This window comes from Microbulbifer celer (assembly GCF_020991125.1).
GTDB lineage: Bacteria > Pseudomonadota > Gammaproteobacteria > Pseudomonadales > Cellvibrionaceae > Microbulbifer > Microbulbifer celer.
In genome coordinates this window covers 3,037,036-3,063,419 of the sequence record NZ_CP087715.1, presented here as the reverse complement: position 1 = coordinate 3,063,419, position 26,384 = coordinate 3,037,036, and the positions used below count along the sequence as shown (strand labels likewise).

General features: G+C 57.4%; 17 protein-coding genes. 4 read left to right on the top strand and 13 right to left on the bottom strand.

From position 1 onward, the window contains the following. Nucleotides 1-67: 67 nt before the first annotated feature. The 7 genes from LPW13_RS12790 to LPW13_RS12760 all read right to left on the bottom strand — a co-directional run bounded on the left by LPW13_RS12790 (nt 68) and on the right by LPW13_RS12760 (nt 7,739). Nucleotides 68-898: a 3-keto-disaccharide hydrolase gene (locus LPW13_RS12790; protein WP_230435929.1), complete on the bottom strand. Its 831-nt coding sequence runs from the start codon at nt 896-898 to the stop codon at nt 68-70. Beyond that, complete coding sequence (locus LPW13_RS12785; protein ID WP_230435927.1) at nt 886-1,443, bottom strand: gluconate 2-dehydrogenase subunit 3 family protein; 558 nt, start codon at nt 1,441-1,443, stop codon at nt 886-888. Before LPW13_RS12785 ends, LPW13_RS12790 begins: the two co-directional genes overlap by 13 nt. Before the next feature lie 2 nt (nt 1,444-1,445). Further along, complete coding sequence (locus LPW13_RS12780) at nt 1,446-3,134, bottom strand: GMC oxidoreductase (protein ID WP_230435925.1); 1,689 nt, start codon at nt 3,132-3,134, stop codon at nt 1,446-1,448. 123 nt (nt 3,135-3,257) lie between these two features. Further along, nucleotides 3,258-4,157: a hydroxypyruvate isomerase family protein gene (locus LPW13_RS12775; protein ID WP_230435923.1), complete on the bottom strand. Its 900-nt coding sequence runs from the start codon at nt 4,155-4,157 to the stop codon at nt 3,258-3,260. A 6-nt stretch (nt 4,158-4,163) separates the two neighbouring features. Next, entirely contained in the window at nt 4,164-5,420 is a 1,257-nt protein-coding gene (locus tag LPW13_RS12770; RefSeq protein ID WP_230435921.1) for a nucleoside permease, read from the bottom strand. A 52-nt stretch (nt 5,421-5,472) separates the two neighbouring features. Next, the gene (locus tag LPW13_RS12765; RefSeq protein WP_230435919.1) at nt 5,473-6,561 is read right to left on the bottom strand and encodes a sugar phosphate isomerase/epimerase family protein; all 1,089 of its coding nucleotides are present in this window, start codon (nt 6,559-6,561) and stop codon (nt 5,473-5,475) included. Next, on the bottom strand, nt 6,558-7,739 hold the full coding sequence (locus tag LPW13_RS12760) for a Gfo/Idh/MocA family protein (RefSeq protein WP_230435917.1): 1,182 nt from the start codon (nt 7,737-7,739) through the stop codon (nt 6,558-6,560). The genes LPW13_RS12765 and LPW13_RS12760 overlap by 4 nt, the downstream gene beginning before the upstream one ends. Before the next feature lie 241 nt (nt 7,740-7,980). Between LPW13_RS12760 and LPW13_RS12755 the strand changes: the two genes are divergently transcribed. From LPW13_RS12755 to LPW13_RS12740, 4 genes are all read left to right on the top strand, one after another. Continuing rightward, a complete protein-coding gene (locus LPW13_RS12755) occupies nt 7,981-9,009 on the top strand; it encodes a LacI family DNA-binding transcriptional regulator (RefSeq protein ID WP_230435915.1) in 1,029 nt (342 codons plus the stop codon). Nucleotides 9,010-9,366: 357 nt separating this feature from the next. Then, the gene (locus LPW13_RS12750; RefSeq protein ID WP_230435913.1) at nt 9,367-10,176 is read left to right on the top strand and encodes a sugar phosphate isomerase/epimerase family protein; all 810 of its coding nucleotides are present in this window, start codon (nt 9,367-9,369) and stop codon (nt 10,174-10,176) included. A gap of 54 nt (nt 10,177-10,230) precedes the next feature. Next, a complete protein-coding gene (locus tag LPW13_RS12745) occupies nt 10,231-10,824 on the top strand; it encodes a gluconate 2-dehydrogenase subunit 3 family protein (RefSeq protein ID WP_230435911.1) in 594 nt (197 codons plus the stop codon). Then, the gene (locus LPW13_RS12740; protein ID WP_230435910.1) at nt 10,817-12,517 is read left to right on the top strand and encodes a GMC oxidoreductase; all 1,701 of its coding nucleotides are present in this window, start codon (nt 10,817-10,819) and stop codon (nt 12,515-12,517) included. Before LPW13_RS12745 ends, LPW13_RS12740 begins: the two co-directional genes overlap by 8 nt. A 19-nt stretch (nt 12,518-12,536) precedes the next feature. On the opposite strand, the gene LPW13_RS12735 is transcribed toward LPW13_RS12740, so the two are convergent. From LPW13_RS12735 to LPW13_RS12710, 6 genes are all read right to left on the bottom strand, one after another. Next, nucleotides 12,537-14,456: a sialate O-acetylesterase gene (locus tag LPW13_RS12735; RefSeq protein WP_230435908.1), complete on the bottom strand. Its 1,920-nt coding sequence runs from the start codon at nt 14,454-14,456 to the stop codon at nt 12,537-12,539. 10 nt (nt 14,457-14,466) lie between these two features. Further along, nucleotides 14,467-16,029 carry a tryptophan 7-halogenase gene (locus LPW13_RS12730; RefSeq protein WP_230435907.1) on the bottom strand — a complete coding sequence of 521 codons (1,563 nt, stop codon included), beginning with the start codon at nt 16,027-16,029 and terminating at the stop codon, nt 14,467-14,469. Beyond that, nucleotides 16,026-17,570 (bottom strand): tryptophan halogenase family protein, encoded by a 1,545-nt coding sequence (locus tag LPW13_RS12725; RefSeq protein ID WP_230435905.1) that lies wholly within the window; start codon nt 17,568-17,570, stop codon nt 16,026-16,028. Before LPW13_RS12725 ends, LPW13_RS12730 begins: the two co-directional genes overlap by 4 nt. Nucleotides 17,571-17,708: 138 nt before the next feature. Next, a complete protein-coding gene (locus tag LPW13_RS12720; RefSeq protein WP_230435903.1) occupies nt 17,709-21,047 on the bottom strand; it encodes a TonB-dependent receptor in 3,339 nt (1,112 codons plus the stop codon). Between the two features lie 579 nt (nt 21,048-21,626). Then, nucleotides 21,627-24,545 (bottom strand): TIM-barrel domain-containing protein, encoded by a 2,919-nt coding sequence (locus LPW13_RS12715; protein ID WP_230435902.1) that lies wholly within the window; start codon nt 24,543-24,545, stop codon nt 21,627-21,629. Between the two features lie 84 nt (nt 24,546-24,629). Then, complete coding sequence (locus tag LPW13_RS12710; RefSeq protein ID WP_230435901.1) at nt 24,630-26,333, bottom strand: GH35 family beta-galactosidase; 1,704 nt, start codon at nt 26,331-26,333, stop codon at nt 24,630-24,632. Between the last annotated feature and the right edge of the window lie 51 nt (nt 26,334-26,384).

Genomic DNA, 26,384 nt, shown 5'->3' with positions numbered 1-26,384 from the left:
CCTACCGCTGTAGCGAAGTGATCGGTTACAGGATTTTGATCTTCCCCCGCTTTAGCGGACACCATAGTCAAAGTTCTCTTACCCAGATATTGCGGAAACTTACAAAATCGTTGTGGTCTTGTAGGGCGATAGGCGCGCAGTCGTGGAATTCATATTCAGGTTCCCCTATCCACACGGTTGTACCCAGTATCTCCTCGTGGTTCTGCACCAGCACACCATTATGTAGAACAGTGATCGTTGCCGGCTCGACCAGCTTCTTGTGTTCAAATCGAGGCGCTTTGAAAATGATATCGTACGTCTGCCATTCACCCGGCGGCCGCGAGGCATTCACCAGGGGAATGTGCTGCTTGTAAATCGAAGCGGCCTGGCCATTGGAGTAGGTCGGGTTTGCGTGGGAATCCAGGATTTGCACTTCATAGCGCTCCTGCAAAAAGATGCCGCTGTTATTACGCCGTTGACCCTCGCGGTCACCGAATTGGGCAGGAGTACGCCATTCTAGGTGTACTTGCGCATCACAGAATGCGCGCTTGGTGCGGATGTCACCTTTTCCCGGTACCACGGTCAGGACTCCCTCCTCCTGGGCCCACTCGGCTTTGCCACCTTTAGCGGATTCCCATTGCGACAAGTCGGTACCGTCGAACAATACCAAAGCGTCCGAAGGTGGAGCGTCTGCTGGTGCTTCTACTACCTTCGGTACGGGTTCCCACTGTTCAGATTTCTCGGCAAGTTGCCAGGGCTCCAGTGCTTTGCCTGTCGTCTCCGCCGTGCAGGATAACGCGGTGAAAAAACACGGAATGATCATGGCAAAGGCCGTTGATATGAAGGTGGGGAGGCGATTATTTCTTATGGCGCGCATGCGTTGTGTCATCTGATTGTATTTCATGGTCAGGTCGCCCAAGCTCGATCACCCTCGGTATAAGGTATACAGCCATCAAAGCGACCCGGTACTGCCGTGTAACGAAGGACTTCGGTAGCGCCGGGTTTTGAGGTGAAGAATCCGAACAGGGTGAGCTGCTTCATCATGGTGAAGTAGTGCGGGCCATCCTGCCCCGCACTATGCAGCCGGGCCTTGCGGTCCAGTTGCGCGAGGAGGTCGTGCCTGTCTTCCCGTGTCAGTTCCATAAAGGCGACACCATAGGCTTCCTTGCTGAGGTCCTGTAGCTGGGTAATACCGCGATGAAAAACGAGCTGATCTTCCGCGGTATAACAATCGTTCACCATAACCGTCATAAACTGGCCTACCTGCGCATCCTTTGCACCGGGGGTATCTGTTCTCGGAATAATGGTTTCGGCAACCTCATCTAGCAGCAATATATCGGTAGAGTCAAAACGGTATTCTTCAGCGGGCTCCCTGCGTGTACAGCCTGCCAGCAGAACATTTCCACCAACAAAGGCTGCGCCTGTAGCGGCGGCGATCATTTTTATCAGTTCGCGTCTGTTCATGGCTAGAGGTTACCTTTCTTTAGTTCTTCCACTGCGTGGTTGGCGGCCCGGGCGGTGAGTGCCATGTAGGTCAGTGAGGGGTTTACACAGGATGCAGACGTCATACAGGCACCGTCGGTCACAAAAACGTTAGGGGCATCCCAAACCTGGTTGTGGGCATTGAGTACGGAGGTTTTGGGGTCGCGTCCCATGCGCGCGGTTCCCATCTCGTGAATGCCTTTGCCCGGTGCATACTCACCGGAAAATCCGTGTACATTCTTTGCGCCGCCGGCCTCCAGTATCTCTACGGCGTCCTGCATCATGTCCTTGCGCATGGCGATTTCGTTCTCGCGGATTTCCACATCCATCGCCAGTACTGGCAATCCCCACTTGTCTTTGACGTCGCGATTCAGGTATATCCGGTTGTCGTGGTAGGGCAGCATCTCGCCGAAGCCGCCCATGCCGATTCTCCACCCTCCCGGCTCGCTCAGGGCACTCTTGAGGTCGGCGCCAATATTCAGCTCCGCGATATCTCTTTTCCAGCCCTGTCGACTGGCGGCCCCCTGGTATCCGAAGCCGCGCAGATAATCGCGCTGGTCGCCATTCCAGTTGCGGAATCGCGGTACATAGAAACCGGTAGGGCGACGGCCGAAGTAATATTCGTCCAGGTAGCCCTCTACATCGCCGCCAGCACCCACATTGAGGTGGTGGTCCATTACATTGTGGCCCAGCTCGCCGCTACTGCTGCCCAGGCCATCGGGCCAGATATCGGTGGCGGAGTTCATCAGCACCCAGGTAGAGTTGAAACTGGAGGCATTGAGGAACACGACGTTGCTGGTGAATTCATAAGTCAGGTTGGTTTCTGCATCAAGGACCTCGACACCCCGTGCCCGTTTCTTTTCCTTGTCATAGAGTACCTGAGTCACTATCGAGAAGGGGCGGAGGGTAAGGTTGCCGGTTTTCATCGCCGCCGGCAGGGTGGAGGACTGGGTACTGAAATAACCGCCGAAAGGGCAACCCAGCCAGCACTTGGCCCGGGCCTGGCAGTTTACCCGCCCCTGTTCTGCTTTGGGCTGGGTGATATTTGCGGTGCGCCCCATAATCAGATGGCGATCGCCCTTGAAGGCCTTTTGGATTCGCGCGGCTACATCCTTTTCCACGCAGTTCATCTCGAATGCTGGCTGGTACTGTCCGTCCGGTAGAACATCCAGCCCGTCGCGATTGCCACTGATTCCGGCAAAGCGCTCGACATAGTCATACCAGGGCGCGAGGTCGCGGTAACGAATGGGCCAGTCGATGGCGATGCCCTCGCGCAGGTTGGCCTCAAAATCCCGTTGGTTGAAGCGGTAACTCTGGCGCCCCCACAGCAGTGACCGACCACCGACATGGTAACCGCGAAACCAATCGAAGCGCTTGTCTTCCACGTAGGGGGAGTCTTTGTGGCTTGCCCACATGCCGGCGGTGGATTCGTTCAGTGTATATTCGCGCTTCAGGACCGGTTCATCTTCCTTCATTTTCTGGGTTGGTGTATCCCTGTGTGGATAGTCCCAGGCTTCCTTGAGCGCATTTTTGTAATCTTTGATGTGCTCGATATTGCGCCCGCGCTCAAGCAGCAGGACTTTGAGTCCTTTTTCGGTAAGTTCTTTCGCGGCCCATCCACCGCTGATGCCAGAGCCGACAACGATAGCATCGTAGTGATTACCAATCGCCATGGTTATACCTCTTATATATTATTATTTATGGAGTGAATCGTTTGCCGTATTAAAAAGTTTCTGTTAACTCAATTCCATATTTTCCTGTAGCACCACACTAGCCTGGTACCTCAAGATTGCCAGCTAAACGTCACAGATTTGTATCGCCGATTTCAATGATTCTATATTCCCTTCGATACTCCCCCTTGTGGGAATAAATTCCTGGGCAATGTAGCCGTTAAAGCCGGTCTCTTTGATCGCGCGGGCAATGGCCGGGTAGTAGAGCTCCTGCGTACCATCTATTTCATTGCGGCCGGGAACGCCGGCGGTGTGATAGTGGCCGAAATATTGATGGTGATCGCGAATGGTACGGATAATATCGCCTTCGCTGATTTGCATGTGGTAGATGTCGTAAAGGAGTTTGAAGTTTGGGGAGCCCAGCCGTTTACACAGTTCTATTCCCCAGGCGGAGTTGTCACACAGGTAGTCGGGGTGGTCGATCTTGCTGTTGAACAGCTCCATTTGCAGGACGACGCCGCGCTTCTCCGCTTGCGATAGGATTTTTTTGAGGCCTTCGGTCGCGTTCTTCAGCCCTGTTTCCGGGTCCATTCCGCGGGCGTTGCCGCTGAAGCAGATCAGGTTCCGGTAGCCGGCGTCGGCTACCAGATCAATATGCTTGCGGTAGTTGTCGATCAGCTGGGGGTGAAACCGGCTATCTCCCCAACCATCCTCCAGGCTGATTTCCGCACCGTTACACATGGAGGAGTCCACGCCCTCGCGCTTAAGCAGGGCCCAATCCTTCGGGCCAACGAGATCAATGGCGGCAAAGCCCAGCCCCTTGATCACCATGCATAGCTTCTCAAGGGAGAGATCGCCATAGGTCCAGCGGCTGACAGAGTGGTTGATATTACCTTTTAATTTGAAGGGCTCCGGGATTTTGGGGCTCGCCAGGGTGTTCGCACTCAGCGTGCCCATCGCGGTAGCGCTCAACGTGCCCGCGGCAAGGTTGCGGAGCAGGGTGCGTCGGTCTGGATCAAAAGTCACTTTTATTTATCCTCTCTCGATAGCGCCCTGTGGTAACAGTTCCTCGGAAGAGGATGTCTTTTCCTTGCTGAATGTCAGTGTGAAGAGCACAAAGACTGCCAGTGCAAAGGCCGCAGGGAAAAGCCAGATATTCTTCCAGAGATGGCCGTCTACCCCGGTAAAGTTTTCGGTGACTTGCCCGGCCACCCAGAACCCAATAAGCATGCCGACACCATAGGTAGCGAGGGTTATCATGCCCTGGGCGGAACTCTTGAATTTCTCACCGGCTTTGGAGTCTGTGTAGATCTGGCCGGATACGAAGAAAAAGTCGTAACAGATGCCGTGCAGGGCAATGCCTAGGATCAGCATGAACGCGAGGTTGTCGGCATCGCCAAAGGCGAACAGGGTGTATCTCAAGGCCCAGGCAATCATGCCGATCAGCAGTGTCAGCTTGATGCCGAAGCGCTTCAGGAATATTGGCAGCACCAGCATGAAAAGTACTTCGGAAATCTGTCCGATGGTCATTTTTCCGGTGGCGTTCTCGACGCCGATCTCAGTCAGGAACGGATTGGCATTCTGGTAGTAGAACGCCAGGGGAATACAGATCAGGACCGAAGAAAGGAAGAAGAGAGCAAAGTTCCGGTCTTTCAGCAGGCCCAGCGCATCCAGCCCCAGTGCATCACGGAGTGCCAGCTTTTCACCCCGCGAGACGGCTGGTGGCGTCTCGGGCAGGGTGAAGCTGAAGATTCCCAGAATCAGGGATGCCATGGCGCACATCAGGAAGGTATTTTTCAGTAGGCCCGCCGCAATGGCTTGTTGAGAGTCCCAGGAGAAGCCATAACTGATGAGGAGCCCCGCGGCAATCCAGCCCACGGTGCCCCATACCCGGATGTTGGCAAAATCCTTGGCCGGGTCGTTCATTTGCCGGAAGGCAACTGAGTTGACCAGGGCGAGGGTTGGCATATACAGAATCATATATGCCAGTACAAAGGGATAAAAAGCATCGAAGTTCTCGGCGCGGTAGAGTTGATACATCAGAACCGCGCCTGCGAGATGCAGGAAGCCCAGTATGCGTTCGGCATTAAAGTAGCGATCGGCGATCAGACCGACAATAAAGGGGGCGATGATGGCGCCCCAGGATTGCGTCGAAAAGGCCATACCGGTCTGGCTGCCAGTGGCATGGAGGTTGTTGGCGAGAAAGGTGCCCAGGGTAACGAACCAGCCTCCCCAGATAAAAAACTGCAGGAACATCATCGCGCTGAGGCGTATTTTTATAATATTCATGGTTGCCCACACTCTTATTGGTATTATTGGTCTTGTTGGAAGCTTCCCGCTCCTATTCCGCCAGGCCCAGTATGCGGCGGTTGCGCGCTTCGCTGGTATTGCCGCCCGCAAAGTCGTCGAACGAGCGCGCGGCCTTGTTGATCATTCGTTCTTTTATGAAAGCCGCGCCTTCGGCCGCACCCTGCGCGGCGTCTTTCAGGCAGCACTCCCATTCGAGCACTGCCCAGCCCTTGAAGTCGTATTGGGTCAGTTTGCTGAAGATAGCTTTGAAGTCTACTTGGCCATCCCCCAGTGAGCGGAACCGGCCGGGGCGATTCACCCAATCTTCGTAGCCGCCGTAAACACCAGAACGGCCGTTGGGATTGAACTCCGCATCCTTGACATGGAACATGCGGATACGGTCGTGATAGCGATCGATAAAATCCAGGTAGTCGAGTTGTTGCAGGACAAAGTGGCTGGGATCAAACAGGATATTGGCGCGCGGGTGGTTGTCCACCGCTGCCAGAAACCGCTCAAAAGAGGCGCCGTCGTGCAGATCCTCACCCGGGTGGATTTCGTAGCAGAGATCAACGTCGGCTTCATCGAAAGCATCCAGTATCGGCCGCCAGCGCCGCGCCAACTCCGCAAATCCCTGATCCACCAGGCCGGCTGGGCGCTGGGGCCAGGGATAGGCGAGGTGCCAGAGCAGGGCACCGGAAAAGGTTGCGTGCGCTTTCAGCCCCAGCCGTTGGCTTGCCTTGGCGGCCAGCTTTAGCTGGTCGATGGCCCACTCGGTACGCGCTTTGGGGTTGCCCGCGAGGGCGGCGGGGGCGAAGTTGTCGAACAGCTCATCATAGGCCGGATGCACCGCCACCAGCTGCCCCTGAAGATGCGTGGACAGTTCGGTAATTTCTACCCCTGCCTCGGCACAGATGCCGCGCACATCGTCGCAGTACGCCTGGCTTTCTGCCGCCAGTTTCAGGTCCATACAGCGGGGATCGTTACTCGGTACCTGCACGCCGCGATAACCCAGGTCGGCGGCCCAGCGGCAGATATCGGATAAATTATTGAACGGCGGCTGCTCGCCCATAAATTGCGCGAGGAACAGTGCCGGGCCTTTGATGCCATTGCTATCGGTAGCACCGATGTGCGCTTCGTTCATGGGGTCGCCTCCTTAGACTGCGGGGATTCGGTAGGAAGGTTTTCGTTGAGGGAAATCCAGTTGCCGTGGCTTGCCAGCATGGCCTCGATAAATGCCATGCCGCGCAGACCGTGGTCGATTCCGGGGACGCTGTTCTCAGAGCCTGTGAGTATCGCGTCGGCGAAGTCCCGGTACAGGTTGGCCATGGCTTCCAGATAACCCTCCGGGTGCCCGGCGGGCAGGCGCAGGCCGCGGCGGGTGCCGGGCAGCAGGTAGTCGCGGTCGGTGCCGGCGCGCAGCAGGCGGGTGTCGCCGTTAGCGGCGCGATGGATCAGTACGTCCGGCTGCATCTGCTGCCATTCCAGGCCGCCGTGCTCTCCATAGATGCGCAGGGTCAGGTTGTTTTCCTCGCCGGCGCATACCTGGCTGGCGGTGAGCACGCCACTCGCATCGCCGTCGGTGCGAAACAGGGCCGCGCCGTCATCGTCCAGCTGGCGGCCGTCGATATGGCTGCGGAGCTCGGCGCACAGACGCACGATTTTCTGCCCGGCGACAAATTCCGCGAGACCGAAGGCGTGGGTGCCGATGTCGGCCATACAACCGCTGGCGCCGGCCTGGGCCGGGTCGGTACGCCAGCCGGCCTGTTTGTTACCGCTGTATTCGAGGCCATCGGCGAGCCAGCCCTGGCGGTAGTCCACATAAATTTTGCGTATTCGGCCGAGGGTGCCGGCGGCCACCATATCCCGCGCCTGGTGTACCAGCGGATAACCGAGGTAGGTGTGGGCGAGGCCGTAGTGGCAACCATTGTCGGCGAGGGTGCGGGCCAGGTCGGCGACTTCACGGAAATTGATACCCGCGGGTTTTTCGCTGAACACATGAATGCCCGCCCGGGCGGCGGCTTCGGCGATGGGGACATGCAATTGATTGGGGGTGGCGATGGTGAGCGCCTGCAGTCGCTCGGCAGGCGGCAGGGCGGCTTCGCCACGGAGCAGGCTCTGCCAGTCCGGATAGATGCGGTTGTCTGCGAGGCCGAGGGCGCGGCCGCTGCGCAGGTTGTTACCCGGCTCGCGGCTGAAGCTGCCGCACACCAGTTGGATGCGCCCGTCGAGGTTGGCAGCGGCGCGGTGCACCGCGCCGATAAAGGCGCCTTCACCGCCGCCAATCATGCCCAGACGCAACCTGTTTGCGGGCTTGCTCACTGTATTCTCCTTATTGGTATCAGCGGTGGCTGTGCACACAGGCAACAGCTTGTGAAAATCAATGTAACGGGTTACATTTTTACCTGTCAAGCACCCTGTGGATACATTCGGCGCCGGAATTGCCATGCGGTGGGGGAGTTCACCGCCCGGCGGTCGCTGCCGGGGTATACTGGCTCGTTTTATGGCTGCAGCGGTGGCGGGTATGATTGGCCGGTCAGCAAGAGGGGAGAGGCTTCCGTACATGTCGAATATTCGCACCGTGGCCCGCCTGGCCGGTGTCTCTGTCGCCACGGTTTCGCGCGCGCTGGCAAAACCGGATCTGGTGTCGCCGCGCACGCGTAAAAAAGTACTGGCAGCGGTGGATAGAGCCGGTTACAAGCCGAACCTGATGGCGGTGCAGTTCCGCTCCCGACGGACCCGTAACCTGGTGGTTCTGGTGCCCACCATTGCCAACCCGTTTTTCTCGCGGGTGATTACCGGTATTCAGCAGCGTGCGCGCGAGGCCGGCTACCAGGTGTTGCTGTGCAACACCCTTGGGCAGGAGGACATTGAACGCGAATACGCGCGCATGGTACAGAACTTCCAGGCGGATGGTGTCATCCAGCTGCGCGCCTTCGATCCGTTCTCTAATGAGGCCGACGCGGAGGGTGCTGGTGACGATTCCCTGCTACCCATGGTGAATGCCTGTGAGGTGATGCCCGACTGTAGCTATCCTTCAGTCCAGCTGGACAACCGCGCCGCCGCACGGGCCATGACCGACCACCTGGTACGCCTCGGCCATCAGCGCATCGGGCTTGTGAAAGGTCCCCAGCGCAGCCCGCTGACCCGGGATCGCATCGCCGGTTATCGCGAGGCGCTGGAGGCCGCGGATATTCCGTTTGATGAATCCCTGCTGTGCCCCGGGGATTTCTCCCTGCAGTCCGGCCACCGCGCCGCCGGCACCCTGATCACCCGCGACAACCCGCCCACCGCGATTTTCTGTGAAAACGATGAAATGGCCATTGGCGCCATGCAGCGTATCAAGCAGGCGGGGCTCCGGGTGCCGGAAGATATTTCCATCGCGGGCTTCGATGACATCGCGTTTGCCGCCTACAGCGACCCGTCCCTGACCACCATTGCCCAGCCTGCGGAAGAGTTCGGCGCCACTGCCGCACAGTTACTGATTGACCTTCTGGAACAGGGGCCGGCTAACGCGCCCGCGCAGGTGCTGTTGCCTTACGATCTGAAAGTGCGCGACAGCACCGGGCCTGCCCCCACCTCTGATTCGTAACCGCCGTACATGAGGCGCCATATACTTCCATCGGAGGGTTGCGGCCTTTTCTGAAACCGGTTACATTTTTCCCGTCACCTAGGGGGTTGTGTATCTGCACATGAGCATATGACATGAGCATATGAACAGTAGCCCCGTAACCGCGTAAAAATAATAAGACAATAAAAATAACCAGCGATGAACAGCCATGACCGAAACCGTGCAGGCCGCCCCTGCCTCTTCGCCTCACCAGTACAAGTCTTTCATTTTATTCCAGCAGGCGCCGGCTCTCGGGTACCTGTTATTGCATCCCTGTACAGGAGATAAATAATGAATCGAACCGTGCCCCTATCTGTGCCCCGCCGGAGATTTCTTGCCATGACCACTGCCGCTCTTGCCACCGCTGCCGTATCCCCGGTGCTCGCCGGTTCGTTGAAAAAAACCGGAGCCAAAGCCCGGGTGCGCGGTGTGCAGCTGTACACCGTGCGCGCGCTGATGGAGAAAAGTGTTCCTGCCACACTGAAAGCCCTGGCCGGCATCGGTTACGAGCAGGTGGAATTCGCCGGTTACTTTGGTGAAAAACCGGCGGAGCTACGCAAAATACTCGCTGGTGAAGGGCTGTCCGCGCCCGCGGCGCACTTGCAGCTCGACCAGTTGCGCGGGGATCTCCAGCAGCACCTGGATGCCGCCGTGGAAGTCGGCCACGACTATGTTGTATTGCCCTGGATTGGTGAGAGCGAGCGCAGCGAAGACAGTTACAAGCGCCTGGCAGACGATCTCAACCGCTGGGGCGAAGCCTGCCGCAAGGCCGGGCTGATAATGGCCTACCACAATCACGAGTTTGAATTTTCTCCCGCTGGTGATTTTGTGCCCTACCACCACTTGCTGGATCACACCGATCCCGCGCTGGTGAGTTTTGAGCTGGACCTGTTCTGGGTGCGCAAGGCCGGGTATGACCCGCTGGTGTATTTCAAACAATATCCGGGCCGTTTCCCGCTCTGGCACGTCAAAGATATGGATACAGAAGGAAATATGGTGGACGTGGGTGCCGGCATCATCGATTTCCCGCAGATACTCGCCGCCGCCGGTCAGTCCGGCTACCGCTATGGGTTTGTCGAGCACGACCAGCCCGGAGATCCACTGGAATCTGTTACCGCCAGCTTCAGTGCGGCCGCGGGCTGGGGATGAACTGAAAGCGGCTACCGATGAAAGGCGATGAAATAATAAAAATAGGTCAGAGCCATGAACAGACGATCGCTACTCAAAAACCTGATGCTCGCTGCCGGCGGCCTCGCGCTGTTACCCGTGGCCGAATTTACCCGGGCCCGGGTTCTCGCCGCCTACGATGAGCTTCAGGTGACCCCCAGCCAGCAGCGGTTGTTGAAAAAACTGGTGGACACCCTGATACCCGCAACTGATGTGGATGGGGAAACTCTCAAAGGTGCTGCCGAGCTGGATGTGCAGGACTTCGTGCTGGTGATGGTAAATGACTGCCTGAACCACACCAACCAGAAAATGTTTATTGCCGGACTGCAACTGTTCGACGACTTCCCCTCCAGTAGTGGTAAGCCGCGCTTCAGCGAACTGGATCGTTCTGATAGCGAGCGCCTGCTCGCGGATATCTGGGGTCGGGAAAACCCGCGGGAGCCCCGGCAGTCCCAGGCGCTGGCAGCGGTGCGCTATTTCCTTGATACCAGCAAGTGGTACGCCATCCAGGGTTACCTGCACTCCGAATATGTCATGACCGAACTGATGCCCTATCAGCTGGTACCGGGCCCGGTATTCGATGGCGACAAAAAAATAGACCCGGAAGCGAAGGTGAACCTCCATGGCTGATCTGAACATAAACGCCGCGCGCGGCAACAGCTATGGTGCCATCGTCATCGGCTCCGGTATGAGTGGTGGCTATGCGGCCAAGGAGCTGTGTGAAAAGGGGGTACAAACCCTGGTGCTGGAGCGGGGCAGAAGTGTCGAGCACAATCGCGATTACCCCACCACCAATCTGATGCCGTGGGAGTTCAAACACCGGGGAGAAATCCCGGAGGATATCCGGCGGGACAATCCCATTGCCAGCCGCTGCTATGCCTTTCGCGAGGATGCCGCGCATTTTTTTGTCAAAGACAAAGAGCATCCCTACATACAGGAAAAACCTTTCGACTGGATCCGCGGCTACCAGACCGGCGGCAAATCGTTGATGTGGGCGCGCCAGGTGCAACGCTGGAGCGACCTGGATTTTGAGGGCCCGGCGCGGGACGGCTTCGCCGTAGACTGGCCCATCCGCTACAAAGACCTGGCGCCCTGGTACAGCAAGGTGGAACAGTTTGTCGGTGTCGCCGGCTTTCGCGACGGTATTCCCCATCTACCGGACGGCGAATTTCTGCCGGGTATCGAACTGACCGCGGCAGAAAAACATTTTAAAGCCGTGGTGGAATCCAGGTACAAAAACCGCCATGTCATCAGCGGGCGCTGCGCGCACATTACCGGCAATATGGAGTACTATGCCAAGCAGGGACGCACCATCTGCCAGCAGCGGGTCTTGTGCCAGCGGGGTTGCCCGTTTGGTGGTTACTTCAGTGCGAACTCCGCCACCCTGCCGTGGGCCGCGCGCACCGGTAATCTCACCCTGAGAAACGACTCGGTCGTGCACTCGATCATCTATGATGAGAAAAAACAGAAAGCCACCGGCGTGCGTGTGATTGACGCCCACAGCAAGGAAATGACCGAATACTACGCGCCGTTTATTTTCGTCAACGCCAGTGCACTGAATACCAACCTGATCCTGCTCAATTCCACCTCGTCCCGTTTCCCCGATGGCCTCGGCAACGACAACGGGCTGCTGGGAAAATTCGTCTCCTTCCACAACTACCGCGGACGCATGACCGCCGAATACGACGGTCTCAAGGACTTCAAAACCCACGGTCGTCGCCCCACCAGCGGTTACATTCCACGATTTCGCAATCTGCACAAGCAGGAGACCGGTTTCCTGCGGGGATACGCCGCCGGTGTCGACAGTACACGCCCGGTGGACATGAATTACGATGGCGTCGGTGAGCAACTGGTCACCAACCTGATGAACCCGTCCTACGGCCCCTGGCAGATCAATTCCCACATGATGGGTGAATGCATTCCTCGGGAGCGCAACCAGGTATCGCTCGACCCGGTACAAAAAGATGAATGGGGCATGCCGGTACTGCGGGTGAATGTGGGCTACGACGACAACGACGAGAAAATGATCCGCGACTATCAGGAGCAGATCTCGGAAATGTTCGACGCCGCCGGCTTCACCAATATCCAGATCGATGACGATCACCGCAATCCGGGCCTCGACATTCACGAAATGGGCGGCGTGCGCATGGGCCACGACCCGAAAACGTCCCTGCTCAACAAGCATAACCAGCTGCACGCCTGCAAAAATGTCTACGTCACCGACGGCGCCTGCATGACCTCCACCGGTACCCAGAACCCGTCACTCACCTATATGGTGTTTGCAGCGCGGGCGGTGGATCACGCTTTGAGCCAGAGTGGCTGATAGCGTTTTACCGGTGGCTCTATAAATTTTCGATCGAAAATGGCAGCGCCGGGAGACCCGCTGAATTGTAGAGATTGACTTCCGGGTAATCTGCCCAGGCATATTTGAGTGCGCTCGGCTGCGTGATGGAATCGTGCCAGACCACCACCGAGCTTCCGTGAATCTGCGCCTGTGCGGGCAGATAATTACCATCGCGATCGGCAAGAATAAATCCCTGCACCGATTCTCCTTGCTTGAGACGCAATCCCTCGCCAGTGTGGGCAAAGTGAATCGTGACCCGGCCATTTTCCAGCTGGTGTGACTGGAAAGTAGGGCCGCGGCTGAGAATATCCTCGCCATAGCTGATGCGCTTTGCCTCGCCCCACAGGCGCGCGGCAACATCCTGTTTGTTGCGTGGGTGTATATCGTAGATATCACCGATATCGATGGCGGTGGCCATGCCGGTGTTGGGCAGCTTCAGGGTACGGCTTTGCATTTCGCGCAATAGTGCCCAGCTGCTGTCCGGCTGCGGGTTTTTGGGTTCCAGAAAAGCGGCCAATTGTACAAACAGGAACGGAAAGTCCTGTTGCCACTGCTGGCGCCAGTCTTTGATCAGCGCGCTGAACAGGTCGTGATAGTGCACTGCCTCGCCCACATTGCTTTCCCCCTGGTAGCAGATGACGCCGCGCAGTGCGTATCCCTGGATCGGACGGATCATACTGTTGTACAGGAAGCTGGACTTGTGCTCGTAGCGGATATGATCTGGTATCGGAGGCTCTACCTGATTGCTGTACTGCCAGCCCTTGCTCAGGTCGAGTTTATTGTCGCCGAGTTGCAACCAGAGTTGATCCGTGCGGCCCACATATGGCTTGTTGTGCCAGCTGTTACCGACGCGCAGGGCGATCAGATTGCGACCCTTGTTCAGCACTTTCGTCGGGATTTCATAGCGGGCACCCTGGGCCTGTGAATCCTCTTCCGCCAGTAGTTGTTCATTGATCCAGACGAAGGCCTCCTGCTGCAGGTCTCCAAGTTCGAGTACGGCCCTGGATGGAATTTCGTCGAGGGTGAATTCATGACGTAACCAGGCCAGGTGCTCGAACTCCGCGGGTAAGGCCTGTTCACTCCAACTGGCAGTGGGGAAATCAAACCGGTAGGCGCCAGCGTTCAGTGCATCCTCTCTGCTGCTGAGCCGCTGATATTTTTCTTCCGCATTGCGCTGATTGCGGGCGAAACGGGCGGGCCAATCGGTGTCCGGTTGATAAAGCGCTTCGGTGCGTTCGCGATAGGCGGATAATTGCAGCAGAGCCTCTTTACTCATCCACGCTTCCGCCGGTGTACCGCCCCAGTTGTTGTCGATGATACCAACCGCAACGTCTTTCTCCAGATGGTTTTTCTGCGCGAAAAGGTAGGCGACCGCGGAGAACTCGGCGGCATTTTCCGGGGTTGCTTTTTTCCATTCACCACCTTCCAGTGCTGTTTTTGGCGTTGGGGATACCTCGCTGGGCACATCGAAAAAGCGGATCAGCGGATAGTCTGCCGCGGCAATGACCTTGTCAGAGTCGTTGATGCCCCAGCTCAGTTTCCATTCCATATTCGATTGGCCGCCGGCAAGCCACACATCGCCAAAGTGGACATCGCGAATGGCTGCTTCACCATCGCCGCTGAGTATGAGGGTATAGGGGCCGCCCGCTTTCTGGGGGGGTACGGGAATTTCCCAGTGACCACGTTCATCACTGCGATTGTGATAGGTCTTTCCGTCGAAGTGCAGGGTGATGGGGGTATCGGCGGCCGCAGAGCCCCAGATGGTCACTTCCTGATCCCGCTGCAATACCATCTGATCGGAGAAAATCTTTGCCGGCGCTATATCGGCAACGGAGGGCCAGGGCGCGCATGCCAGCAGCAAAAGAAAAGCAGTGCGTGCCGATGGGGCAGAGTTGATTCCGTGAGATTTTCTGAGCATAAAACGTGTCCTACACAGTGGTCGAGTGGCCGGCGCTCGCGGATGCCGGTGCCGGCATCTGGGAGGCGCGGGCCGCGATGGAATTCAGCATGCGCTGGAAGGTGGCGATCTGCTCGTCTTCGGCCATCAGTTCTGCACGGGGGTGCCAGGCGACGGGTACCAGTCCACAGCCGGCAAACAGTAATTGCCAGCTCTCTTCCTGGAAGGTTTCGCTCTCCTTCAGGGGAATATGTCCGCGCGTGCGAAACAGTTCAATCTTGTGCTGCAGGGTGTTTGGCCGGGGCGCATTGGCACAGTGCTGCCAGAAGGGCTCACGGCGTCCGTTCAGGGCGTAGTGGGCGAGCTGGAAATCCCTGAGTCGCAGGCTGTGGTCGTGGAGTCGGGCATTATAGATTTCCCGCTCCAGCCGCATGCAACCGGAATCTGTGGGGATCAGGGTCAGCAGGTAGGAGAGCGAGGTGTGCAGCAGGTGCAACTGGATACCCTGAACCGGGTCCAGGCTTGTAGCGGTTGTCCCGACAGAGACACAGTTGGCCTGCCAGGGGTTTGTGCGGCGGCCGCGAATCAGGGGTTTCAGATGAGGTTGTTGCGGGGTGCCTGCTGTGTGCTGGACTTTCTCCAGTACCTGATCGGCGTGGGTGTGCGCACTGGAAAATGGTGCAAAAAGTGCCGTGTGGGCGCGCAGCGGATATCGCCCCAACCAGCCGGCATCGAATGCATTGACCTGGTTGAACGTGGGCGGTGGTTGCAGGGCCGGCACACTGGCAACAAGTGCCTGGTCGCAGGGAAACCAGTGCGCCCAGGATTCAAAATGTGCAGCCTCGAAGTACTTAGCTGGTTCCGGTTCGACCTGAGTGATCAGTTCGCCATCGCCACTGGCATCGATAAACAGATCGGCGGTCACCGTCTCGCCATTCTTCAATTGCAGCGATTCTATCCGGCCATCGGTGTTATCGATACCGTCTGCGATATTGACCGAGGCCAGCTCTGCTACATGGTGTTTTATCCCTGCGGCCAATGCGATCCGGCCGATAGTCTGCAGGTAGGAAATTGCGGGTAGATTGCCGGCAAGCTGTCCGCTGCTGAAACGCTCGCTGTCGATCTCGTGGGAATAATATCGCCCCTGTTTGGCGCTCGCCGCACAGAGTGAGAATGCATCCAGCGGGATGTTCAGTCCACGCTGCCGCGCTCTGGCCCAGTAGTGGATAAATGCCACGCCGTTCAGTGCGCTGCCCGCGGTGTCAAACGGCATGAAAAACTCTGATTTTGACCCGGCCCAACCGAAGTAGCGGTACCCCATGGATGGCAGGCCACCACAGGCACCGAGCAGCGCCTGCTGGTCGAGCCTGAGTAGACGATGCAACGCTTGTTGGGAGGGCAGTGTCGGATACACCTCGCCGGGCGTCAGCCGCGACGGCAATTCGACCAGGGTGATGGTAACCGGCTTGTCCGCATTGCCCAGGCTCAACTGTAATAGCAGGGCGCTGATCCAGGCATCGACATCGCGACCGACAACCGCGATGGAGCGAATGGGAGAACACGAACCCGAGGATTCTTTTGTAAACGCGCTCATTTTGTTGTTTCCAGTGCCGCGGTCTCCATTGGTGCGGTAGCGCAATAGTTGCCGACAAATTCGCGACTGCTCACCATCGTGCCGAGAGCCTGCTGCACCGCCTCGAACTGTTCGGCCATGGTGCGCTGTGCCAGTGTGGTGTCCACGGTTGCGGAGAGCGGGTCGGTTTTTTCCGGCATCAGGCCCTGGCCCATCATCACGCTCAGCCAGCTCGGTGGCGCAAAGAGCCCGAAGCGGTACTGTTCGATATAGCCGCGTTTGCGGAACGCATCAATGCGCCCGCGCAGGCTGTCAGGAATATTCATGCTACGACAGTAGTGCCACAGTTCACTGTCATCTCGCTGGTTGAGGTGATAGTGGAGGATAATGAAATCCCGCGCGCGCTCGTACTCCAGATCCATCTGTCGGTTGAATTCCCGCACCAGTTGCGGCGGCGCCACCTTGCCGGGCAGTAGTGCGAGAAAGTGCGCGATGGCAGACTGGATCAGATAAATACTGGTGCTCTCCAGTGGTTCCAGAAAGCCGGCTGCGAGGCCGATTGCGATACAGTTTTTGTACCAGGAACAGCTGCGTTTTCCGGCCTCAAAGTGGATCACCCGGGGACCACTCCCGCTGTGTCCGCCCAGGCTTTGCTGCAGTGACGTTACGGCTTCATCCTCACTCATCAGCCCGCTTTGAAAGACCAGTCCGTTGCCGGTGCGGTGCTGCAGGGGAATCTGCCACTGCCAACCGACGGCTTTTGCGGTGGCGCGAGTGACCGGGGGAAGTTCTGGGTTGCGTTCGCTGGGCATGGCGACTGCGCTGTCGCAGGGTAGCCAGTGCTTCCAGCTCTCGTAGCGCACGCCGAGGCGTTCCCCCAATAGCAGTGAACGAAAGCCGGAGCAGTCAATAAAATAGTCTGCGTCGATACGCTGGCCGGACTTCAGTAATACCCCTTCGATATCGCCGGAGTCACGATTGAGTTGGGCTCCGGTAATCCGGCCTTCAATACGGCGCACGCCTTTTCTTTCGGAGAATAGGCGTAGATAGCGGGCGTAGAGGCCAGCATCAAAATGATAGGCGTAGGCAAAGCGGGAATCTGTGGCGATGGTATCTTCGCCAGATTTTCGGCCGGGAAATTTGAACCGGTTGTGCCGGCACATCTGAACCGCAAGCGAGTACGCTTCCAACGGTTTTGTTTCCGCACTATGGGAAAAACGCAACCACTGCTGATGAAAATCGCTACCGGCAATGGTATCGCCGAAGGTGCCGAATGGGTGGATATAGGACGTATTTTGCCGGCCCCAGCCGCTAAACTCGATGCCAAGCTTGAAGGTGGCCTGGGTAAAACGCATGAAGTCCCGCTCGGGAATCCCGAGCAGGTCGTTGAAGTCCTTGATGGCGGGAATGGTGGCTTCGCCCACGCCGACGGTACCGATGGCTTCTGACTCCACCAGTACCAGATCGCAAATCCTGTCGGTGGCCAGGCTTGCCAGTGCAGCGGCTGTCATCCAGCCTGCGGTGCCGCCGCCGATAATGGCTATTTTTATTCTTTCTGCCATTCTTTGCCCCGAAGTTTTTTCGCTCGATGACGTTCTCTGAGGTTCAGTCGGTGGGCCAACAAAGCGTATGGCCCACCGGAGCTGATGGGCGGGTGCGGCAACAGGTAGTTGCCGCAGAGCCGTCAGTTGCAACGTAGATCAGAACTGGTAGCGGAGCCCCAGCATATACAGGCGACCGTTGGTGAAGCGGGAGTTGGGCATCAATTTGCCGCCGTCTTCCACACTGGTTACCTGTTGGCGGGTGACCGTTTCCTCGTTCATCAGGTTGCTGCCCTGGAAGGAAATATCCATATTGTCGGTCAGGCTGTAGCGTATGGAACCGTCCAGCGAGCCGTAGGCATCGGTCCAGACCGGATAGGCCACACAGCAGTCGATGGCAGTCACCATATACTCGTCGCGCCAGCTGTAAGCCAGGCGTGCCTGTATGTCACCTTTTTCATACATGCCCACCAGGTTGAAGGCGTTGTCGCTGAGGCCTTCCAGGCGGTCGACACCAATCGTGTCGGGGGCCTGGTCGGTAACGGTGGTGCCCTGTACCTGCTGACTCTGTACACCGGTATTGGTTATCCCGTTATTGTCGATGTAGGTGTAGTTGGCCTGTACGCCCAGCCCGTTGAACGGTTCCGGCAGGAAGTCGAAGAAACGCTGGAATGCCACTTCGAAGCCCTTGATGCTGGCACCCTCTCCATTGAGTGGCCCACGAATTTCCGCAGTGCGGGTAACACCGTTATTAGTGAATTCGCGATAGTAGCGGCCGAACTGGATGTAGTGATCAAAATCCTTCTGGAACAGGGTGAAGGTCATGGAGCCTACATCGGCGAAGTAATACTCCAGCGCCAGGTCGTACTGCGTGGCCTCGATCGGTTTCAGGAATGGGTTCTGTGCGTCTCCCACCAGGCCGATTTGCGCACCAGTGATTTCGCCATCCTCATTTTTTACCCACAACGGATCGTCTGCATTACTGGTGTCCGGAAGTAGCGTATTGACGCCCACATAATTGCGCAGGTTGCCAATATCCGGGCGTGCGATGGCCTTGGACGCAGCGAAGCGCAACAACACTTCCTCGGTCAGGTCGAACTTGATATTGAAGCTCGGCAATATGTTGTGGTGGGTGGTTTCCGTTTCACTGCTCTGTGTGGCGCCGTTGGCAAACTGTGCGTCGGCCAGGGTCAGGTAACAGCCCAGGGTTCCGGAAACGGCGGGCGTCGGCTGTCCATCCTCTACTTCCACATCGGCGCAGCCGAGATTCTGACGAGTCGGGTCGGGAATGCGTTCGCCGGTGTCCGGGTCCAGGGTAAAGAAGTACTCATCGCCGAGGCGGGGCAAGGCGATACCACCACCACTGGTGTCGATGGTTTTCACATAGCGCAGGCCGATATTGCCGGAGAAAGGAATATCAAACAGTTCGGCATCGGCGCCACCGAAGTTGAACTGGACATACAGTGCCTGAGTCTCTTCGTTGACGTCGGCAATTTCCGCGGGGGTGAAGCAGGTCCCCGGAACCTCGTCGCTGCGGTCGCCGATATTGGAACACACCGGATCCCAACCGGTGCCACCGGCAAAGCCAAGCGCGCTGGCTCCAAGTGCATTGGCCATGGCCTGGCGATTTTGCAGCAGGTCCATATCAGCGAACACAAACTGGTTTACGTTGATATCGTGGTAGTTTGAATTGCCAAAGTTGCGCACTTCATAAAAGCCTTCTGGATAGCCGGTAAAGCCGGGTTGCCCGCCCGCGCCGTTGGCGGGGTCATGGTTATCCAGGTTGTAGTAGGCTGCTTGGCTGCCGCCACCCCAATCGTTGGCTACGTTCTGCCAGTTGTATCCGCTCCAGCGTACCTGTTGGTCGCGCTCGGCCCAGCGCACCCCGGTTTTGATGGATTCCATCCAACCGTTATCGATGTCGAACTCGAAGTCCGCACGCAGCGCCAGTTGGTCCCCCTCACTGTCTTCCACATGGTCCATGATGGAGTGGATGCGATAGTTGTTCGGGTTGGACCAGTTGCCTTCGGACATATTGACATTGGACGGGTCCAGCAGATTGATTTTCGGGCGTTCGCCGCGCAGATCCAGATCCAGGTTGGCATAGGAGGCAAAGCCGACATCAATATCGTAATTCTGTACTTCCGACTCCACGTACTGCACATCAAAATGCGAACGCACCCGGTCAGAGATCGCCCATTTGACGTTGAAGGACAGATCCTGGGTCATGTTCTGATTATTGTTGGAGCGGGTGGCGGTGTTCATACCCACGCCGCGTTGTTGCTGTTCAACGGGGCAATCCGTCCAGTCGTAACAGGCATTGACGAAGGGCTCTCCCGCGGCATTGGTGGCGTCAACTGTGTCGGTACCAAACCAGCCCATGCCGCTGGCCAGGACGCCAGTCTGGAACATGCCGTTGGCGTTAAAGGTGAAGGGACCGGTTCCTGTTGCCGGGCGTGGAATAGTCGAGCCGGGGTCGTTCAGGAAGTTTTCCGCGGCGGTAATTTCGTGATACACGCTTTGGCCGTAGGAGAGATCGGCCGGTGAGGCCTGCACTACATACTCTTCCCAGGCGTTTTCATATTCGGAGCGGTTGTACTGTGAGGTGAATACTACTGTTTCATTGGGGTTTTGGAACTGAAATGCCAGCGCGCCGCCTTTGCGTTCTCGTTCGTACACATTTTCCCGCATATTCACACCGCCAGGGATGTAGTACAGGCTGTCATCGTCGTACACGTCGCGGAAGCGGTTCATTCGGAACAGTTGGCTGCCGTCGGTTTTGGTGGTGACGTCCGAGTAGGCGAAGTTGGCGAGTATCCCGAATTCACCGACACCGGTTTCCCAGCGAGTGCTGTACAGACCGGACGCTTCCGGGGTGGCCTCTTCGGAGAGATCGCTGTAATTGGTATTTATGCTCAGGGCAATCAGGTCTCCATCCTGATCGAAGGGGACCCGTGTGCGCATGTTGACTGTGCCGGCAATACCGCCTTCGATCAATTCTGCCATCTGGTTTTTATAGGTGTCCACGCCACTCATCAGTTCCGGGGAAACATCGCTCCAGCTGAGCCCGCGGGAAGAGTTTGCGCTGAAAGAATCGCGGCCGTTGAACTCGGTGCGTACCTGATTCAGACCGCGCACGACCACGCCCGAGGGCTCCGCGGAAAAGTGCGCAGTATCGGAAGTGGCGGCAAAGCGGTTTACGGTAATCCCGGCGACCCGCTGCAAGGCTTCGGCGACGGATTTATCCGGAAAGGAGCCCAGATCTTTGGCGGTAATGGAATCCACCACCGTGGGTGCGTGGCGTTTGATGTCCTGTGCACTTTCCAGTGACATACGCATGCCTTGGACCACCACCTCCTCAATGGCCGGATTCTCTTCCTCGGGCTTTTCCGGAGGTTGGCTGTCTTGCGCGCTCGCCATTGCGCCGCCCAAGACCAGCAGTGGGGATGCAAAGGAAATAAGACCGGCCCTGACGCCGGGCAGACGGATACGATTCATTGAATTCACCCTCTTATTTTGATTTTCGGTACTGCCAGTTTTCCCGCACCGGTGATGGCTGGTGGCGGGTTGGAATGTTGCGGAAGCAACGGATTCATGGCGAGCGGGCGAGGCATATCTGTCGGCAGGCAATCTCCGGCTCTGATGGCCGTTTTCTCTCGGGTTGCCCTTCATCGCTTTATTGCTCGTTATTATTTTATTGAGATCAAATGTAACCGGTTTCAAAAATGTTGTGCAAGGTCTCGTGTGCTATCTGGCGCCTTATCTTTCGGGAAAAATGACGGAGAGAAGCATTGGAGCGCACGATATACAGTAATGACTGTATATAGTTTGTGAAGCGGATGGTTCTTGGGGAAATCTTCACGGGGGTGATATTTTTACCGCGATACACAATGTGGTGTAACCCGTTACATTGCGGCTGCAATTTGTCTCGATCGGTCTCCCCATATCCACTGATCCCCGCTTGCCTCCCACGGCCGACATTGTGTCAGCCGTGGGTCAGGTCAATTTTGCTGGCGGTATCACCCTCGGTGTTGTAGCGGCATGTGTTTGCCGCTACCAGTGTCGGGTTGGCGCCGGTTAGCCTCGCTTTACTGTGACTGTGCTGCCGCTGTACTGAATGGTTTCCGCCGTGTTCCCATCCAGGTTCGATGGTTTGTCCCCCTGGTCAATCCAGCGGATGCTGATACTGCGCTCCTCGGCCATCCCGTCAAAGCTGCCGCTGCGCTCGCCGATGGTGAGTTCACCGCTGGCGTTATCGTAGGTGACCGGAATGCGGGACCACTCGCCGTTTTCGTAGTCATAGCTTTCGCCGTCGTCTTCGTAGATTTCAAAACTGCCGTCGGCGCCGGTAAATACGTTCAACGTCAGCGGCGTATTGATACTTTCCGCGGTGCTCTGGATTTCCGGGCCAGTGGGCAGGATACTGCCGGCTTTTACAAACAGCGGCATCTGCGTGTAGGGCGCGTCGGCTTTGATGGTCTGGCCGCCGCTGTACTTTTCTCCACTGTTGAAGTCGTACCAATCGGTTCCCGCAGGGAGGTACACGTCGCGGGTGCGGGCACCGAACTCGGTGATCGGGTTCACCAGCAGGGACGGGCCGAACATGTACTGGGTGTTGATGTCGCGCACCTTCGGGTCGGCACCAAAATCCATCGTCAGGCCGCGCATCATGGTACCGTCCTTGTGGTGGGCATCTCCGGCCAGGGTGTAGATATAAGGCATCAGGCGATAGCGCAGTTTGGTGTATTCCACCATGCTGTTGTAGGTATCACTGCCTTCATCGGCGAGGTTGAAAATTTCCCGGTAGGGATTCTGGCCGTGGGCGCGGAATAGCGGCGTGAAGACACCGAACTGGAACCAGCGCAGGTTCAGTTCCTGCCATTCTTCCTGTTCGCTTTCCGCCATTTCCTTGTAGTTACCCACTACCACATCGCCGTTGTAACGGTAGCGATCTTCCGGGGTGAAGCCGCCGATATCAAAGGTCCAATAGGGCATGCCCGCCAGACCCACACCGATGCCTGCGGCAATCTGTTCTTCCAGGTTGGACCAGCGGGAAACCACATCGCCACTCCAGATAGCCGACGCCGTGCGCTGGATGCCACCGAAGCCGGAGCGGGTGAGAATGAACGCGCGCTTGTGGCCGTCGGTTTCACGCTCGCCCTGATACACGGTTTCCGCGTGGGGCAGGGCATAAGCGTTGAACATTTCCGCCCCGGTGCCCATGGCGTTGGGGGTGATCAGGTCCTTGCGGTGTTTGAAACTCAGGTTGGAATGGATATCCGGTTCCACCGCGTCCAGCCACCAGGCATCGAAGCCGACAGTGTTGAGTTTATCGCGCATCTGGCTCCAGTAGATATCCCGACACTCGGGATTGTACGCATCGTAAAACGTATTCAGATAGCCGCTGCCGATCCAGTCCAGGTTTTTCTCTTCGATGTTCTTGTTGAACATACAACCCTTGGCGTTGAGCTCGGCATAGTTGTCCGTGGTGGGGTAGAACTTCGGCCACACGGAAATCATGATGTTGGCATCCAGCGCGTGGACGCGGTCCACCATGGCTTTGGCATCGGGGAAATAGGTTTTGTCGAAGTCGTGGCTGCCCCAGGCATCTTCCGGCCAGTAGGACCAGTCGAGCACGATATTGTCGATGGGGATCTTGCGCTCGCGATACTCCTCCAACGCGCCCAGCAGTTCTTCCTGTGACTTGTAGCGCTCGCGACTCTGCCAGAAACCGAAGGCCCACTTGGGCAGCATGGTGGCTTTACCGGTGAGTTCGCGGTAGCCGGAAACCACCTCGTCCTTGTTGTCGCCGGCCACAAAATAGTAATCCACCGCTTTACCGGTATCCGCGGTAAAGGACAGCTGCTGCTGTTCTTCTTCGGGGAGTGGTCCGTGTTGCAGCAGGCGCATGTAACCGCCCTGAGGTTGCCATTCCAGATCCAGTTTGTATTTCTCGCCGGCTTCAAGATCCACTTCTGCATTGTGGTACCAGGGGTTCCAGTTCATGCGCCAGCGATTCAGCAGTTCTTTTCCGTCCAGGGACAGGCTGGCGTAACCGGAGGAGTACATCTTGAACTCGTGCTCGCCACTGATTGTGGGCTCGACACTGCCGGTCCACTGGATGCGCAGGTCCTGTGCGTCTGCCACTTCTTCCGGCAACGGAATTTCGCGCACACTGGCGTGAGACAGGAACTGGTAATTGAGGTCTGCTTCCGAGCGCTCCAGCTTGAGCTCGTCGCCATCGTAGTAGCGCGCGGTGAGGCCGCCGGGCTCGCCCTTGGCATCGTACAGTTTGAAACCTTCCGGCAGCGGTTGTGGCGGTAGCGGGTCGCCCAAACGGCTGATCCCGGTGTTATTCCACAGCAGGCCGTAATTGCGGCTGGAGACCAGGTAGGGAATGGCGATTTCCATGTTGTAGGTGGTGAGTTCGATATTCTCACCGCGGTAGTTTACCCGGCCGTCCTGCTGTTGGCCGAGGCCATAAAATGCCTCGTTCTCCAGAGGTTGGAAACGCTGACGGAAAGAATGGGAATCTGCATCCGCCGGTCCCGGCTCGTTGATCACTTGCGCCATGCTGCGGCCGGCTTCCGACAGCAGGGTCACGCCATCGGCGTTCTTGAATTCCACTACGCCGGTAGCGAGAGACACCTCCGCGCTGACTTGCGCGGTTTTGACCACCAGTTCGCCATTCACTTCGGCGACACTGAACTCGATATCCTTCGGTTGCGCAGTCACCATCAAGGTATCTGGCAGGTTGCTGAAATCCTGCTGGGGAGTGGCAGTGACGCGGATGATCTCTTCATCGATCACCTGCAGGCGGACTTTTCTGAACGCACTCTCGTTCAGTGTGATCACGGCACCGTGTGCGGTTTTCTGCCAGCTGGCGTGGGTGGTGGCTGCCTCCGGTTGCGAGGCACTCTGACTGCCGTCGCAGGCATAGAGCACAGGGAAAAGGGCCAGTGCCAGTAGTGTGCTTTTGGGCTTGATGTTTTTCATGATCTCATCCGTCGTTATTGTTTGTCTGCTGTTTATGAACTGTGTGAGAAGATGGATAAGCGCAGCGCATCCACCAATCAATCGTCAATTCGTTTTGTAGGTGGCGAGCTTCACCTTGAGTACATGGGGCTGTTCAATGAAGTTCAGGCCCCAGTCGGTCTGGTCGCCATTCCACACCCGCTCGAATACCCACTCACCATCGTCAAAGTGACCTTCTTCCACGCGTTCAAAGGTGTACTGCTCCCCCACAAGTTCCTTGCTGGGGGAAAAGTTGACTCGCGCGTGGTAACCGACGACCAGGTATTCGTCCTTGCCCAGCTCCGCGATCACCGCTCCGCCGGAGGCGGGGCTGTTGCCTTTGGGCGGTTCGATCCAGAATGCCGGGCGGCCGTAGGTGATCTCTGCGGTCCAGTCCCCCAGGTCCTGGCGCTGGGTGTTGTCCTCGGGGTCTTTTTCCGGTTTTTCTTCGCCGTCGCTGCCTTTGGCATTCCACAGGGCTTTGTCGGCGGAGTAGGTGTCTACCGGTTCGGAAAAACCCCAGGTGCGATGATTCAGACTGATTTCAGCCCATTCGGCCCCCATGGCCCCGAACACCCTGTACAGTTCGGCGAACGGCTTGATCACCGTTTCATCCATGGTTTTCGCGCCCAACGGATAGTTGGAGTACTTGGTGTTGTCCATGCCGAAGGGGGCAAAGCCCAGGGCACCGTGCCCCAAGGCGTCGAAGAAATAGCGCGCATAAGGTTGATCGTTGCCGATCTCGGCGATATACAGCGGGTTGTCGTCGCGGGCATAGAGTTCCATCACCCGGGTGGCGGTCTTGTGATCGCGAAAATAGATATCCGGCGAAATCATATCGATATGCGGCGCGGCGGATTTCCAGATTGGGATGACATTGTCCGTGGCGCCGCCGCTGGAATACTGGCCCGGTTGTCCGGGATTGAACGGGTTGCGCAGTGCCACGTTGACATACAGGGGGAGTGGATATTCTTTTTTTCCGGCTTCGGCGATTTCATCGACGTAGCGGCCGATATGCCAGGCGTGAAAGAACTCGTCGGCGTCTTCACCGAATACGGTTTCCCAGTTGCCGGGTTCTTTACCAGCCTTTCTACCAGCGTCGGTCAGCAGTTTTTGTGGCACCGGTTGCTGGAAAATCTCTTCCGCGGTTTCGGAGTAGTCCCGTGCGGAACCGTAGGTACCCACCTCATTCTGGACCTGCACCATGATGACGGTGCGCTCGCGGTCGACCTTTTTCAGGTGACGCATCAACTGCACAAACGCTTTTTTGTCCGCTTCCAGCGTGCTGCGGTAGTGCGGGGACAGGGAGTTCAGGGTTTTGCCATCTTCGGTTTTCACGCGCGGAAAACGCTGATTGTCGAGTTTTACCCACGACGGTGCGTAGTGCGGGGCGTTGTTTTTCCAGGTGGCAAACCACAGCAGTACCAGCCGCACGTCTTGTTCCCGCGCCTGTGCGATCAGGGTGTCGACAAAAGAAAAATCAAAGGCATTTTCCTGCGGCTCTACCTGCTCCCAGGCAACGGGGATGACCAGGGTATTTGCCTGCATCTGTTCCACCACCGGCCACACATCCGGCAACGCTGCTGCGTAGTTGGCGGAGTTGTTGGTCTGGGCGGCCAGTATCAGATAGGGCTTGCCATCCACCATCAGCGCGTGACGGCCATTGTTGGAGTCAATATGCGGAAAGGTCTGATCGACTTTGGCGGTGGCGACACCACTTGCCAGTGACAGATACAGCAGAAAGCAGAAACTGAGTTGTAGTGTTTTCATGGTCGTTATTATTCGTCGCTTGTGCCTTTGGGAATGAAACCGGTGGGGCCG